Annotated in this window: 15 protein-coding genes; 6 read left to right on the top strand and 9 right to left on the bottom strand. The window is 46.6% G+C overall.

The features are described from left to right. Positions 1–2820 carry a leucine-rich repeat protein gene (locus IRJ16_RS16195; protein ID WP_194112661.1) on the bottom strand — a complete coding sequence of 940 codons (2820 nt, stop codon included), beginning with the start codon at positions 2818–2820 and terminating at the stop codon, positions 1–3. Between the two features lie 12 nt (positions 2821–2832). Beyond that, positions 2833–3774: a tetratricopeptide repeat protein gene (locus tag IRJ16_RS16190; protein WP_194112660.1), complete on the bottom strand. Its 942-nt coding sequence runs from the start codon at positions 3772–3774 to the stop codon at positions 2833–2835. A gap of 582 nt (positions 3775–4356) precedes the next feature. Here IRJ16_RS16190 and IRJ16_RS16185 point away from each other — a divergent pair. From IRJ16_RS16185 to map, 4 genes are all read left to right on the top strand, one after another. After that, positions 4357–5019 (top strand): mechanosensitive ion channel family protein, encoded by a 663-nt coding sequence (locus tag IRJ16_RS16185; RefSeq protein ID WP_228080248.1) that lies wholly within the window; start codon positions 4357–4359, stop codon positions 5017–5019. Positions 5020–5123: 104 nt separating this feature from the next. After that, positions 5124–5582 carry an aminotransferase class V-fold PLP-dependent enzyme gene (locus IRJ16_RS22940; RefSeq protein WP_228080246.1) on the top strand — a complete coding sequence of 153 codons (459 nt, stop codon included), beginning with the start codon at positions 5124–5126 and terminating at the stop codon, positions 5580–5582. Between the two features lie 26 nt (positions 5583–5608). Beyond that, the gene (locus tag IRJ16_RS22935; protein WP_228080244.1) at positions 5609–6445 is read left to right on the top strand and encodes an aminotransferase class V-fold PLP-dependent enzyme; all 837 of its coding nucleotides are present in this window, start codon (positions 5609–5611) and stop codon (positions 6443–6445) included. A 266-nt stretch (positions 6446–6711) separates the two neighbouring features. Next, entirely contained in the window at positions 6712–7476 is a 765-nt protein-coding gene (gene map, locus IRJ16_RS16175) for a type I methionyl aminopeptidase (protein WP_194112658.1), read from the top strand. A gap of 191 nt (positions 7477–7667) precedes the next feature. Here map and IRJ16_RS16170 read toward each other — a convergent pair whose 3' ends face one another. From IRJ16_RS16170 to IRJ16_RS16160, 3 genes are all read right to left on the bottom strand, one after another. Next, on the bottom strand, positions 7668–8390 hold the full coding sequence (locus IRJ16_RS16170; RefSeq protein WP_290246146.1) for an SGNH/GDSL hydrolase family protein: 723 nt from the start codon (positions 8388–8390) through the stop codon (positions 7668–7670). A 68-nt stretch (positions 8391–8458) separates the two neighbouring features. Further along, positions 8459–9187, bottom strand: coding sequence for a lipoyl(octanoyl) transferase LipB (gene lipB / locus IRJ16_RS16165; protein ID WP_194112657.1), 729 nt, complete (start codon positions 9185–9187; stop codon positions 8459–8461). A gap of 1 nt (position 9188) precedes the next feature. Next, complete coding sequence (locus IRJ16_RS16160; protein ID WP_194112656.1) at positions 9189–9833, bottom strand: 4'-phosphopantetheinyl transferase family protein; 645 nt, start codon at positions 9831–9833, stop codon at positions 9189–9191. Positions 9834–9904: 71 nt separating this feature from the next. Here IRJ16_RS16160 and dcd point away from each other — a divergent pair, with 71 nt between their 5' ends. Beyond that, positions 9905–10441, top strand: coding sequence for a dCTP deaminase (gene dcd, locus IRJ16_RS16155; RefSeq protein ID WP_194112655.1), 537 nt, complete (start codon positions 9905–9907; stop codon positions 10439–10441). 115 nt (positions 10442–10556) lie between these two features. Here the strand turns inward: dcd and IRJ16_RS16150 are convergent, their stop codons facing one another. Next, positions 10557–10997 carry a hypothetical protein gene (locus tag IRJ16_RS16150; RefSeq protein WP_194112654.1) on the bottom strand — a complete coding sequence of 147 codons (441 nt, stop codon included), beginning with the start codon at positions 10995–10997 and terminating at the stop codon, positions 10557–10559. 167 nt (positions 10998–11164) lie between these two features. Between IRJ16_RS16150 and IRJ16_RS16145 the strand changes: the two genes are divergently transcribed. Further along, positions 11165–12733: a carbohydrate-binding domain-containing protein gene (locus IRJ16_RS16145; RefSeq protein WP_194112653.1), complete on the top strand. Its 1569-nt coding sequence runs from the start codon at positions 11165–11167 to the stop codon at positions 12731–12733. A gap of 120 nt (positions 12734–12853) precedes the next feature. Here the strand turns inward: IRJ16_RS16145 and IRJ16_RS16140 are convergent, their stop codons facing one another. The 3 genes from IRJ16_RS16140 to IRJ16_RS16130 form a co-directional block, all read right to left on the bottom strand. Then, the gene (locus tag IRJ16_RS16140) at positions 12854–13495 is read right to left on the bottom strand and encodes a putative polyvalent protein kinase domain-containing protein (protein WP_194112652.1); all 642 of its coding nucleotides are present in this window, start codon (positions 13493–13495) and stop codon (positions 12854–12856) included. 178 nt (positions 13496–13673) lie between these two features. Then, positions 13674–13883 (bottom strand): hypothetical protein, encoded by a 210-nt coding sequence (locus IRJ16_RS16135; RefSeq protein ID WP_194112651.1) that lies wholly within the window; start codon positions 13881–13883, stop codon positions 13674–13676. A 20-nt stretch (positions 13884–13903) separates the two neighbouring features. After that, positions 13904–14251 (bottom strand): hypothetical protein, encoded by a 348-nt coding sequence (locus tag IRJ16_RS16130; RefSeq protein ID WP_194112650.1) that lies wholly within the window; start codon positions 14249–14251, stop codon positions 13904–13906. Positions 14252–14348: the final 97 nt, after the last annotated feature.

Below are 14348 nucleotides of genomic sequence, written 5' to 3'. Positions count from 1 at the left end.
TTATTTACCTAGCGCCTGCAACTGCATTAATTTTGCTTTTTTATCAGCATCTGCAAAGTTCAATTCCACCCATTTGTTGAACATGTCAAAATTCCAGCCGCTCATCTTGCCGTTCGTTTTGATGTCGGCCGTGAGCTTGGTTTTTATCTGTTCAAATTGCTCGGGTGCCAGCAAGTAGTTGGCAGTGGCTAACAAGTAGTTGTTGATCGGAAGGTAGTTACCTGTATAAAGTTTAGTATCCAACCCATTAATGACCTTGATCGCCTCATTAGGCTTACCAGCCACGATGAGGCTTTCGGCATGATCCAATATCGAGCCGACATCTGTTCTTTTTTGTTTAATATTAAATTCTTGAGAAAATTTTTGGTGCTTAATTACCGTATCCATCAACTGATCAAATTTATCATCCCGGCCGATCTCTTTATAAGTTAATGCAGCATTCTGCAAGGCGCCGGCAACATGGTATTGGCGGGCGAAATACTCGAAAGTTTGGGCAGCCTGTTCCTTTTGCCCCAGGATGATGTGCGCCCCGGCCTTATACTTTAGCGCCCGCTCCGGCATACCGCCTATAATGATAAAGTTCTTTTTGTCCTTAAGCAAATAACGCTCCAGATCGGTAATGGCGCCCGTATAATCTTTGGTATGATAGCGCGCAACGGCAATATCGTCCCAACGTACGGTTCTATTATAAGCGGCTGAGTCCAGTTTGATCGATTTTTCTGCATACTCCACTGCTTTGGCAAACATTTTAGCCTCAACCATTTCAGATATGCTTAACGCGAGGCCCGTAGCATAGTCCGCAGCCGACACGATATTTTGCGGTAGCGCGACCCGTAATTCGTTATATAATGCGATTAGCTGACCTTTACTGTCTATCTCGCTCTTTGCCAAATTGGCCGCGTTGCCGGGGAAGGGATTTTTACGCAGATCCATATTGCGGACGGTCTTCATTGCCGCAAATTGGGGCGGTAAAGTGGTCAGCTGATTGTTGTCCAGATCAAACCTGCCTAACACCACATTGCGCCATTGATCGCTCGGGGGGATCTCTGTTAAACCAATGTCCGAGCAATTAGCTACAAAATTAAAGCGGGGCATAGCCAGGATCACATTAAACACAGATGCCGGGTCGATACCACGGTTCCCGCTCACGTTAAGTACCTCCATATCGGGCGTATTTTTCAGGCCCTCGGGCAGGGCGTTAATATAGTAAGTACTATCTGCAGTGCCGTCGGCACGCTTTGGTCTGGGGAATACAGCCGCTTCAAATCGCCTTAATTTGGTGCAATTGCCTAAGGATGCAGGTAGGGTAGTCAATTTATTTTGCGAGATACCCAAAAAGGTCAGCTGATCATATTTACCGATGTGTTCGGGCAATACATTGAGGTTATTACTGCTCAACAACAAAGATGTAAGCTGATAGCCACTGCCTGGCAGATCGGGCATACTGCTGATGCGGTTATCGAACAAGCCCAACGTTTGCAAGCCCGTCAACTGCTCCACGCCACCCGGGTAGACCGATATTTTATTACTGCTTAAGTTAAGGTGTTTAAGTTTGGTCAAGCGTTCCCAACCATGTGTGGGGATGCTACTGATCTGATTGCTGCCGAAATTGATATCCTCGAGTTTGGTAAGGGACGTAAAAGCCTCGGGTATATTGGTCAGCGCCGAGTAGATGATCTTAGCAGATCGCAACTTCTTGCAACGATAGTCACCCTCCGGCAATGTGGTCAGCTTATCGCCGAATAGTTCTATGTGCTCCAGATCTCGCAATCGGAAAATATTTAAAGGGACGTGCGTAAAGTTGCAATCGGACAGGTAAAGTACTTTCAATTTGGATAAAGCATCAAAAACGTCGGGCATGCGGGTTATGCGGGGCATATTCTCGATACTCAGCAACCTTAAGTTGGTCAATTGTTCCAAACCTTCAGTGGTTTGGGTACTATCGTAATACGGCCGGATGGAAAGCGCCTCTAATTGCCTTAATTTGCCGATATGATCGAAAAGTTGCTGGCCCTTACTTAACGTTACGAACTGTACTTTTAACGACCTGATCCCTTTAAACTCCTGCAACACGGCCGCATTGTTATCTAAAACACAGGAGTTGAGCTGCAAATTTTTCAGGCTTGGCAAGGCGGCCAATTTCTTCAACGCGGGTACATTTATACCTAATTTAGGATCAACACCGTCAAAAAAAACGTGCTCCCACTTGGTGTCGCTGATATCCAGATCGCGTATGTGAGTAGCGTTGAGTTTGATAGTGGTTATGTTTTTAAGCTGGAGCACCTCTTTTGGCAAAGGGCCTTTTACCAATGCCAGCGAGATAGCCGATAGCTTTTTTAAGGGTCTCAACTTTACCAAAGCATCAGGGATATCTATCCCGGTAAAGATGAACTCGACGCCTTGTAAGTTCTTCAGCTCTTTGATAGACCCGGGCAACAGGATCTTTTTAACCTTGAAAGCAAATATCGGCGACTCGTCAAAACCAAGGAAACATAAACGGGGATAAGCTTTAAGCAGACCGATAGCCCGGTCAATATTGGCGCTATCTACCTTTAACCTAATGCCGACCACCTTTTTATGGAGCCCTTTATCAATAAAGTCCTGTATCTGCTGTACACTACCAAACTCCACATTCAGCGAGTCGGACGGGAACCTATCCTCGTATGAGTAAGGTTTAATGAGGAATTGCGCCTGATGATAATCCGGCTTGCTAACATCGTGCGTAATGTATTTATAAAGATGGTCCTTGTGCTGGGCAAAACCGGGAGCAAAATAACATACCAGCAAAATTGTTAATAAGGTAGATCTAAGTTTGAGCATAAATGATAAAGTTTATTTCGCTATCGCTTCCAACTCCAACAACCCCTGTCGCCTACCCATCGGGATATCCGAGTACTTAAGCCAATCGCTAAGCGGCGAATACCCCTGATAGGTGATCTTACCGTGAGTTGTTACAGACGCGGTAAAGTCCATTTTGATGCTATTAAAAGACCCCGGCTTGATGAGGTATTGCGCCATAGCCCTCACCATAGCTAACATCGACTCATCAGCCTCGTTGCCTGGCGAGGCCTGCAAAGGCATATTGATCACTTTCAAGGCTTTTTGCGGACGATTCACCATCAGCAGCAGGTAGGCATAGTCTATCAGCACATGCGCCGGATAATGACCTTTAGCAACAAAAGTTTTGCTCCATCTGCTATAACGGTCTATATTAAAATGGGTAAACGCCTCTTGATGGCCAGCAATGGCGGTATCTACTGCACGGCGGTAAAGCTTCCTGTTGTTGTAGTCCTTGCAAACTTTAAATACCTGGGCAAAAGCCTGGGGTAAAGCTATATTGGCATAAAGCATAACAGCAGGTTCAGGTCGCTCTAACCTAAGGTAGCATTGCGCCAGTTTCTCTTTCATATCTCGCGAGCCGTAAATCTTTGTCCTGCTCTTGCTGTATATATCATATAGCGCCAGCAGGTCCTTCAACGCCCCTGCATGGTCGCCAATATTGAATTTGGCATCGGCAATATAATACAGAACCGATTGCTTATAATAAGCCCCCGAGTCTATGGACCATATCTTGTCGGCACAGCCAACAATAATATCCCAATTACGTTCGCCACGATTATACTGGTACGATATCAAGTTAGCCAGTTGCTGTATCCTGATGCTATCAGGCGTAGGGATGGTATCCTGCCACACCCTTACCACGGATGGGCCGGGCACAATAATTCCGCCTGCCTGCACCCTGTTAAAGGGCAGCAGCATGAACATTGCTAACATTAAAATTTGCAAATAACGGCCGGCCATATAATTATAGGATGACAAGATCACGGTTTTTCCATAAAGATATGTGATCTTTTTGATCGTCGTAGAAAATGCAAGTGTCTGTATCTATTTACATACACCGCCTCTTCAGCTATACACAGTATGTAGACATTATCAATATCTACAAACCCGCCCCGCGCCCTGCACCGCGCCATTTGTTATCATCTGTGTTACAATTAGGTTAAGTTTTGCGTAATGTACTGAAATAGCGTGCCTAAGGCATGACATTTGCAATAGATCAACCGTTATGAAATTTATCAAGCAAAAGAACAAACAAATACAAAGCGCCCTGGTAGATCTGATCTGGATCAAAGGTCCAGAATTGTTCGTAGCCATTTACGGTAAATAATATTTGCCTAAATTTGCCGCCACCCTATGGCAGTAAATAAAATAACATACCACGACCGTGTAGAAGAACTTTACGATAAAGCCTATAATTGGCTACTCGATCACGGTCCGGGTTTCATAGTCGGCATAATAGTTCTATTAGCTGGCTTATGGTTCATAAGATTTCTTAAAACGCGCATCCGCGCAAAAATGAGTCAACGAGAGGTACACTCCTCGTTACAACCCTTCTTTCTTAGTGTAAGTATAACTGGTTTAAATATATTGCTGGTTGCCGTGGTGCTTAACATTATGGGCATAGGTGTTACCCTGTTCACCACCATTTTTGGTGCATTTACGGTAGCGGCAGGTTTAGCACTATCAGGCACATTCCAAAATTTCGCGGGTGGTATCCTCATATTATTGCTGAAGCCCTTTGAACTGGATGACAGCATTTTAGCCCAAGGGCAGGATGGCAAGGTGATATCGATACAGATCTTTTATACCGTATTACTTACCGCTGATAACAAGACGGTCATTATTCCCAATGGAAAGCTTTTTAACGAGGTGATCACCAACGTTACCCGCGAGGGCAAACGCCGTTTGGACTTCGAGTTCAAATTGGAATATGCCGTAGATGTGGACAAGGTAAAAGAATCGCTCACCACGTCCATCAAACGCACTAAAAACATCCTGACCACACCAGCAACCAACGTAGGTGTGATAGCGCTGGAATTGGATGGCATCCGTTTTACCGTAAGGGTTTGGGTACAGCCAAGCAATTTTATATCGGCCAAAATGGAATTGCAGGAAAATATCATTAAAGACCTTAAAGCGGCGGGCATCAAATTGCCGGGCGTAGCGTTGACTGCTTAAAAGCAACATCTATCGAATCAACAATTTAATAATTCGCCCAGAAAACAATAAACACTTAACTCCCTCTTGCTTATTAGTTTACAATTATTTAAATTGTGAACACTATGAGCAACCATCGCCGCCTTTTCATTAAACAAGCCGCCGCGCTGACGGGGGCTTTTAGTGCAACCAGCCTGTTTAACCAGGCGCACGCCGCCGATTGGCAAAAAGCCGCCGCTAAAGTAGCGCACCTCAGCCCGCAACAGGTAGCCGAGGACGAAGACTTTTGGGGCGTGATCCAACGTTCCTACTCGGCCAATACAAACATCATGATCATGAATAACGGCGGTGTATCGCCGTCGCCCATTGTTGTGCAGGAAGCCGTGGAGCGTTACAACAAGCTATCCAACCAAGGCCCGTCCTATTACATGTGGCGCATATTAGACCAGGGGCGCGAGCCATTACGCGAGAAACTGGCTTTGCTTGCCGGTTGCGATCCCGAAGAGATAGCCATTAACCGTAATGCCACCGAAGCATTAAATACCATCATATTTGGCCTGCCCCTGCAAAAGGCGACGAGGTGATCGGCGCCAAACAAGATTATCCGCACATGCGCCAGGCTTACCTGCAACGCCAAATGCGCGAGGGCATAGTATACAAACAGATCAGTTTCGATTTCCCGATAGAGGATGACGCGGCTATAGTTAAAGCTTATGCCGATGCGATAACGCCAAAGACAAAGCTGATCCACATTACCCACATCATTAACTGGGTAGGGCAGATCATGCCGGTGCGCAAGATAGCCGACATGGCCAAGGATAAAGGCATAGAGGTTATTGTGGATGGCGCGCACTCCTTTGGACTGCTTGACTATAAGATATCCGACCTGAATTGCGATTACTACGGCACCAGTCTGCATAAATTCCTTTCAGCGCCTATCGGCACCGGAATGATGTGGATCAAAAAAGAAAAGATAGCCAAGGTATGGACGCTGCTTTGTAACGATAACCCGCAAGGGCCAAACATCCGCAAGTTCGAAGATCTGGGCACGCGTAGTTTCGCATTAGAACAAGGCATTGGCGAGGCGGTGAACTTTCAGTTAGCCATAGGCACTAAGCGCAAGCAGGAGCGTATCCACTACCTGAAGAACTACTGGGCAAGCCGCGTACAGCATTTGCCCAAAGTGAAGTTGCACACATCATTAAAACCCGAGTACTCTTGTGCGATATGTGGTATCAGCATAGATGGGATGACACCTGCCGAGTTGGATAATGCACTGTTCAGCAAGTATAGGATACACACCGTGTCCATCAATGTAGAGAATATCCAATGCGTGCGTATTACCCCGCATGTTTATACGTCGATAGCTGATGTTGACCGATTGGTGAAAGCGATAACCGAGATAGCTGCGACAGCAGGGAATAAAGTGGCAGCGGTAAAGGGGTGAGAAGAACACTCAAGAAAGAATTGCAAGCTTGAGTCTCCCCGCTTGAGCGGGGACGCACGGAACGAACACAAAAAGCACAAACTTTCATAGGGGTGTGTCCTTTCGCATACCTTGCAAATGAAGGATAACCCCTTGACCCCTCTCAAGCGGGGAAGCGAGACTTTAAAGCATTTCCGGCGATATTATTAGCGCTTATCTTCGTACATTTGCGGTCCCGTTGGCAGGTGTCTAACTGCCGGTCAATGTTACACAATACCATTATCGATATGTCCATCAACTCCGAAGAAGAACGCATAGGAATAGAAAAAGTAAGCGAAGCTGTTGCTAAAACCCTTAAAGCCATGTGCGATAAGTGCGCGGCCGGCATGTCGGCTAAGGAGTTGGACGACTTTGGCGGCGAGCTGCTGAAAAGCTTCGGTGCGGTATCGGCACCATATCTTACTTACGAGTTCCCGGGGCATTCCTGCATCAGCGTTAATAACGAGGTTGCGCACGGTATCCCATCGGCTGAAAAGATCTTTCAGAACGGTGATCTGATCAATATCGATGTATCAGCCGAATTGAACGGCTTTTGGGCCGATAACGGCTGCTCTTTTGTTTTAGGTGAGGACACCAACGGCCACACCAAACTGGTAGAAGCATCTAAAGAGATACTGAAGAATACCATCGCTCAGATAAAAGGTGGTGTTAAGATAGCCGACATTGGCAAATACATCGAAACCCAGGCATCAAAACGTGGCTTTACAGTCATAAAGAACCTTGCGGGCCATGGCGTTGGTCGCTCCCTGCATGAACCTCCTCACGAGATATTAAATTGTTATGATCGCGAGAATAAAGAACGCTTCCGCAAAAATTCGGTAGTAGCTATCGAGACCTTCATCTCCACCAAGTCTACCTACGCCCGCGAAGGCAGCGACGAGTGGGGCTTGATCGGCGATAAAGGCGGCTACGTAGCCCAGCACGAGCACACCATCATCGTGACCGATGGCGCGCCAATTATTTTGACCAAGGACAATGGGGTTTGGGGTTAAGAGAATTGCCCGGTCAAGCGTGCCACTTGACTGATGGTACTATCCGAGCGTTCCGCTCCAGTAATTACGCAAGTGTGGACACTTGCAACTATGCAAAAGTCAAGTGTGGACACTTGACTTGGCGGAAGTCTATAGGCAAATTTGACCTTCTAATGAGAGACACGAGGTATCGTGTCTCTACAGAGATCACCTTACGGGACTTTGATCTGCTCAACCACCCTCGGCGCAAGCAGCTTGACCCACTCCGTGTACATTTTGGCTGACGGGTGCAGGCCGTCGTTAGCGGTCAGCGTTTGGTCTGTTGCGGCCTGTTTTGATATGGGGGTGATGTTGATGTAATTGACACCGGCTTTATCACTCTCCTCTTTATTGATCGCATTGAACTGATCTATTTCGGCACCAATACGTGCACCTTGTCCGTTAGCAAATGGAGTTACGCCGTAATCCGGTATCGATATCACAAATACACGCTTAGGCCTGCCGCTTGCATGATCCAGTGCCTGGTTAACCAAATGGATAAAGTTCTTACGATATTCGTCTTTACTGATACCGCGGTACTGATCATTAACGCCAATGAGCAGCGTAACGATCTCGTACTTAACCGTGATATAGCCACTGGCGTTTATCTGATAGATCAATTCGTCGCTGGTCCAGCCGGTCTGGGCTATCACCAGTGGCTTTTGCAGGCCGTAGTCTTTACCTAACAAAGCCGCTAACTGGTAAGGGAAAGAGTCTTCTGTAGGGATAGCTTCTCCTTTGGTATATGAGTCGCCTAGGGCAATGTAACTGACCGCTGCAGGTGGTTGCGGCGACGGCGGGCGTACAGGTGGGGGTAAGTATGGCGGTGTCACAGGCGGGGTCGTAGTTGTAGTATCGGGCTTCGTGGTGGTTTTAGTAGTATCGGTCACTGCCACGGGTTGCGGGGTAGTGCTTTTTTTGCAAGCCGTTAATGTTATAACTGTAATTAATATCCAAAGAACCCTCATCTTATCATCTCCATACCAAAAAGTACGGATATATGATGCAAAAGGTTTTCTTTAACTTCTTCAATATCAACTTTTCGGCCCAGCTCCGCTTCGAGCGAGGTCACGGCCTTATCATCTATCCCGCAAGGCACGATGTTCTTAAAGTAATCCAGATCGGGTTTTACGTTAAACGCGAAACCATGCATGGTGACCCAGCGGCTGCAACGCACGCCCATAGCGCAGATCTTACGTGCAGTAGGCTTATCTGCATCGAACCATACACCGGTGTAGCCGTTGTAACGGCCGGCAGTAAGTCCGTAATCGGCCAGGGTGAGGATCACGGCTTCTTCCAGCGTGCGCAGGTATTTATGGATATCGGTAAAAAAGTTATCCAGATCTAATATCGGGTAACCAACTACCTGGCCCGGACCGTGGTAGGTGATATCGCCGCCCCGGTTGATCAGGTAATAAGTAGCTTGCTTGTCTATAAGCCCTTGCTCATCCAGCAGCAAATTACTGGCGTCGCCGCTTTTGCCTAAGGTGTAAACATGCGGGTGTTCGCAAAAAACAAGATAGTTAGGTGTCAGCACATCCTCCGCAGGTTCGCCATCGGGCAAGGCCAACTGGTTATTGCGGATGGCTATCTTCAGGTTAACGCTTTCGCTAAAAATGGCTTCCTGTTGATCCCAGGCTTCTTTATAATCGATCAGTCCCCAATCGGCAAACTGTACTCTCTTGTTCTTCATTTTATGCTCCTTTAACGTAGCCGATCATGTAATCTTCGTATTGCAGGTAATCTACCCTGTAGCGTAAATGCAGGGCATCCTTATCCAAGGCCGCCTGCAAACTACCCTCTGCCTTAACCGTGAACGGGCTTAAGCTAATATTATCTAAAAACGACACCTCTTTTTGCCCGTGACACTTATAGACAGCCTCCTTGGCGCACCAGCAGGCGTACAGATTATTAACTTTTTGCGGATCGGCCAGGGCAAATGCCAGCTCATCCGGGTTCAGAAAGCGGGGGGCAATGCGCTCTACCTTTTCTTGGATCTGCTCAATATCTATACCTACCTGTCCGCTCTTGCTGATCATTACGGCGGCATAGTCGAAAGAATGGCTCAGGGATATCTTATGCGGCAGGTTCACCAGGTAAGGTTTGCCGTGACTATCTACTTTACAATCAATGTACTCTTCGGTCTTTAGCATTGTGCGCAGTAACACGCGTACAGCCAGCCAATGCAGGTGCCGCTTGCCGTTGCGCAATTGTTCTACAGCCGCTTTTTCATCCTCGTCCAGCTGTAATTGGGCGTACAGGTCCTCGGCGTCCTCTTCTATTTTCCAGAGGGCGAATTCGGTATCGTCATCAACCTGCTTAGTGAACGCTATGGCCATATTCTAAATTGCAAAAACCTGTGCAAAATTACTCCAAATAATTATAATTTAGTCCACTCAGCACAGGGAATATGATCTTATCGGACAAGCGCATTTTAGAGGAAATAGAAAAGGGCAATATCATTATCGAACCCTTTAAGCGCGAGTGCCTGGGTACCAACTCTTACGATGTGCATTTGGGCAAGTATCTGGCCAATTATCGCAGCCGTGTTTTGGATGCCAGAGTGCATAACGAGATCGACTCGTTCGAGATACCTAAAGAAGGTTTTATACTGCAACCCGGCGTATTATACTTAGGCGTGACGCTGGAATACACCGAAACCCACAAACACGTCCCGTTCTTAGAAGGCAAATCGAGCACGGGCCGCCTTGGTATAGATATCCATGCGACTGCCGGTAAAGGCGACGTTGGCTTTTGCAACACCTGGACATTGGAGATATCCTGCGCCCAACCTGTGCGCATTTACGCCGGTATGCCCATTGGTCAGCTGATCTATTTTGCCGTGGAGGGCGATATCGAGACCATGTATAACAGCAAAGGCAACGCCAAATACAACAACCCTACCACCCGCCCGGTAGAGAGTATGATGTGGAAGAACAACTTTTAAACGTATTTGAAAAAGCGCGCTTTTTGATCAAAAAAGATGCGTTTTGATGCGTTTTTTCGCGGTTTGAAAATTTTTGCAAAACGCGCAACTGATAGGTTGCGGATGCTTAACATTTCTACCGTTTACTCGCCACTAACCCCGCAAATCTCTTTTGCAAAGCCACGCTGTTCTTTTTTGATATGGTGATCATGGTATCCAGCTTACGATACTCGGCCGTGCCGTAATTGTAGGTCTTCATAGCCGGGCAACCTGCTTCGGGGCACCTGATCCAGTCGGTGACGGTGTAGGTGGTATCGTTATCCATATACACCACCATAAAAACGCCCTTTAGCTCGGCGCTGAAGTTGACAAGCTTTTTGCCTTTCGATGCTTTACCTTTGGCAGGCGAAAATTTGGTAACGAACAATTGCTGACTCACCAACACCTCGCGTATCTTCAATTCGTCGGTAGGGTCACTTTTAAAGACTGGTTTTGCAGATGCAGTTGATATTGCCGAGCCGATCAGCAATAAGCTTAGCAACGCTACGGTGGAAATTCTTTTAGGGATGATGTGCATGGTTATTTGGTTGATGTTATCAAAGCTAATGGTTTTTAGGATGTGCTTGTTAACTATTTTCTTTTAGAATGCGCCATTCGTCGATACGATGCCCTTAACCATCGATACAAATATTATCTTTATGTTAAGCCCGCTATCTTTGATCATAATAACCCGAAAACATAAAGATGAGCAAGACCGGAACAACGAACCACAACCTTATCCTAAAAACAATGGCGCTGACCATGGCCTTTGCTATGATACTGACCGGCTGCCGTAAAGACACCACCACAAATAATAATTCATCGACAGACACTAATACAGGCGGTACTGCCACCACCGGGACATCGGCTATTGTAGCGGCATCGGCAACCGTCGGCACCGCCGAAGGGTCGACCGAGGTGGGCGCTAATGTAGATGACCTGATCGCCAACTCTACTTTTGGCAGCGCGGTGATCATCAATTTGGGTTCGACCATTACGATCACTAATCCGCTTACATCAACCGTGACCATCACTCAAAGCAATGGCGATGTGGTGGTGAACTCCACCGCTACCGGCGTCGACTATCAGATCACCGGCACTACCACCAACGGTTCGGTAAAGATCTATAGCGAAAAGAAATTTAAGGTGACACTGAACAACGCCAACATCACCAATAACGATGGCCCGGCGCTGAATATACAATCATCAAAACGCGCGTTCATTGAGTTGACCGCCGGCAGCACTAACAGCCTCACCGACGGCACCAGCTACGCCACATCTACCGAGGACCAAAAAGGCACCATCTTTAGCGAAGGGCAGCTGATCTTCGTAGGCACCGGAGCGTTGACGGTTAAAGGGAACGTGAAGCACGGCATAGCCAGCGATGACTATATCCGTATCATCAGCGGTAATATCAGCATATCTGCTGCCGCTACTGACGGCATCCACACCAACGACGCGGTAATTGTGGACGGTGGCACCATTGCCATCACCGCTAAAAGCGACGGCATTGAAGCGGAAGAAGGCCACGTGATCATTAACGATGGCACATTGACGCTGAACACTGTCGATGACGGCATCGCCGCATCATACGAAGGTACGGATGCAACCATCGTACCTTATGTGAACATTAACGGCGGAACGATCACCATTAAAACCACCCAAGGCGAGGGCATAGAAAGCAAGGGCGTAATGACCATTAACAAGGGCACCATCACCGCTAATACTTATGATGACGGCATTAATGCCGCCAAAGCCATTTACATTAACGGCGGCAGCCTCTACTGCTACGCCAACAATAACGATGCGATAGACTCTAACGGAACGATCACCATTACGGGAGGAACAACGGTAGCCATTGGCGCTAACCAGCCCGAAGCCAGTTTTGATTGCGATGCCCGCGCCTTTAAGATCACCGGCGGGACGGTGATCGGCATAGCAGGTGCTACCAGCGGACCGAGCACCACATCAACCATCCGTTCGGTAGTGATGGGCAGCGGCGCGGCCAATACCATCGTCCACATTGAGGCTGCGGACGGTACCGAAGCGCTGACGTTCCTGGCTCCTAAGGCTTACTCGACATTGATCTACGCCAGCAGCAAACTGATAGCTAACACAACCTATACCGTTTACACCGGCGGCACTGTGACCGGCGGCACCAACTTTAACGGCTTGTACCTGACGGGGACTTACAATAAGGCAACCAAAACGTCGACAACGTTCACCACTACTAATGTGTTGACGCAGGTTGGGGGTAGTATTAGTAGGAATTAAGGAGGGATATCTGTCCGGCCATTAATCACGATAATCAATAGGACCAAGCCCCGGTCTATGATGGTCGGTTTTTTGATAGCTCTCCTTTGTTTTTAAATGAGGAAGCAAGGCTTTATAGTTCTATTTCCCAGAATAAAATTTATCCGTTAAAAAGAATACCGTATCAATAAAGAAAAGTATGCCATTGTTTGATAGCACGTTTTCATCGTGCAGATCTTCTAATATCAAACCAAGTTCTCTGTTGATATAATCGTTGTTACGAACGTTCTCGAAACCGTTATAAAGAAGAAATTCTTTTACGTAGTTAAGATCCGTTTCTTCGGAAGTTATGATAAATTCTTGTTTAATTACTGAATGCAATTCGCCAATGATCAATTTAAAACCAAGAAATGAATAGGCGGTTGCAGGGAAGAAGTAATTGTGGATAAGCAGACTGTTGAAGTAGTCCAGCCAACTTTCATAAAAAATACCACCGTTGGTTTTGACGACCTGGGTGTCATTAAGTTTGTAAACACGCTGTTCAGCACCTTCGCCTATAAAGTCAACTTCAAGAATAGGTGGCTCGTATATCAGGCCATGCTGTTGCGCAAAAGCTAAAATTACTTCTGCTTCTTTACTTTTGAGCTGCTGCTGTTCTTTAGCATCGACACTTGTTTTCGCATGTCGTCTAAGGAAATTTTGGGTTTGTTTGAGTTGACTTGCTGCGCCAGCTTGTTCATCTCTGAAAATGATATTTTGTAATTCATATTTGACATCTTTCATTTGCGTGCGATGTTCAAATTTATATTTTTTTGATCAGAATAAACCTTTTATGCTCGAATGCAAAAATACATCAACACCGACCAACTTGTCCTTTTCCCTTTCTGTCAATATTCAAAGTCTCTGATTTTGGATCACTTGGACAACAACGGAGATAACGTATGGACATAATTACTCGCCATCAGTCAACATACGACACCTCATACCCCTGATCCGTCACCAACCTTGTCAGCTCTTCTTTATCACCATCCGGGATCTTTGCTACCGTCACAAGTTTACTGTCGTGGTTGGTCTCTGATAAAAATCGGTCGTTCAGCTTATCATTAAATTCGCTAATGATCAGGTCGACCGCCCTTGGCGCGAAGCCTTCTGCAAATTGGTCAGTTGCCATGTTAATTATTTTCAAGGGTTTTAAGATACATCACCTTTGGCCTGTAAATGCGCTATCAGTTGCTCTCGTTCGTCGTCGGTCAGGTATTCCCCAAAATATTTCCATTGTGGCTCGGTATACTGGTCGAAGGTGAGGTGGCCAATGTGATCGGCGTTATCAACATCTTTTTGGACGGGTGTGTTCTCTCCGATTTCGGGCGAGATACCCATGGTAGTAAAATGTAAATGACCGGCCTCGTCGGTAGTGTACAGTTGGTAGGCATTATTAAAATATTGGCCTTGGCCATCGTTCTCGTATTCTGGTTCGGCTTTTATGTATGCTGTAGTGCCGTTGGCTTTGGTCAGTTCAATTATCTCTGTTTGGATCATGTGTGCTTGTCTGAATGTGTATTTGAGCAACAATGGCTATTGTTTAATGTTTCGTTCTTATTAGGATAAGGTGCCTTAGGATAAGTGGGGGCAACCT

This window comes from Mucilaginibacter myungsuensis (assembly GCF_015222005.1).
In the GTDB taxonomy this organism is placed as follows: Bacteria; Bacteroidota; Bacteroidia; order Sphingobacteriales; family Sphingobacteriaceae; genus Mucilaginibacter; species Mucilaginibacter myungsuensis.
The sequence above is the reverse complement of the archived record's forward strand: the minus strand, read 5'-3'. Positions and strand labels throughout refer to the sequence as shown.

Coding starts and splice junctions, on each gene's coding strand:
- IRJ16_RS16195 (WP_194112661.1), bottom strand. CDS start 2,820: ATGCTCAAACTTAGATCTACCTTATTAACAATTTTGCTGGTATGTTAT.
- IRJ16_RS16190 (WP_194112660.1), bottom strand. CDS start 3,774: ATGTTAGCAATGTTCATGCTGCTGCCCTTTAACAGGGTGCAGGCAGGC.
- IRJ16_RS16185 (WP_228080248.1), top strand. CDS start 4,357: ATGAGTCAACGAGAGGTACACTCCTCGTTACAACCCTTCTTTCTTAGT.
- IRJ16_RS22940 (WP_228080246.1), top strand. CDS start 5,124: ATGAGCAACCATCGCCGCCTTTTCATTAAACAAGCCGCCGCGCTGACG.
- IRJ16_RS22935 (WP_228080244.1), top strand. CDS start 5,609: ATGCGCCAGGCTTACCTGCAACGCCAAATGCGCGAGGGCATAGTATAC.
- map (WP_194112658.1), top strand. CDS start 6,712: ATGTCCATCAACTCCGAAGAAGAACGCATAGGAATAGAAAAAGTAAGC.
- lipB (WP_194112657.1), bottom strand. CDS start 9,187: ATGAAGAACAAGAGAGTACAGTTTGCCGATTGGGGACTGATCGATTAT.
- IRJ16_RS16160 (WP_194112656.1), bottom strand. CDS start 9,833: ATGGCCATAGCGTTCACTAAGCAGGTTGATGACGATACCGAATTCGCC.
- dcd (WP_194112655.1), top strand. CDS start 9,905: ATGATCTTATCGGACAAGCGCATTTTAGAGGAAATAGAAAAGGGCAAT.
- IRJ16_RS16150 (WP_194112654.1), bottom strand. CDS start 10,997: ATGCACATCATCCCTAAAAGAATTTCCACCGTAGCGTTGCTAAGCTTA.
- IRJ16_RS16145 (WP_194112653.1), top strand. CDS start 11,165: ATGAGCAAGACCGGAACAACGAACCACAACCTTATCCTAAAAACAATG.
- IRJ16_RS16140 (WP_194112652.1), bottom strand. CDS start 13,495: ATGAAAGATGTCAAATATGAATTACAAAATATCATTTTCAGAGATGAA.
- IRJ16_RS16135 (WP_194112651.1), bottom strand. CDS start 13,883: ATGGCAACTGACCAATTTGCAGAAGGCTTCGCGCCAAGGGCGGTCGAC.
- IRJ16_RS16130 (WP_194112650.1), bottom strand. CDS start 14,251: ATGATCCAAACAGAGATAATTGAACTGACCAAAGCCAACGGCACTACA.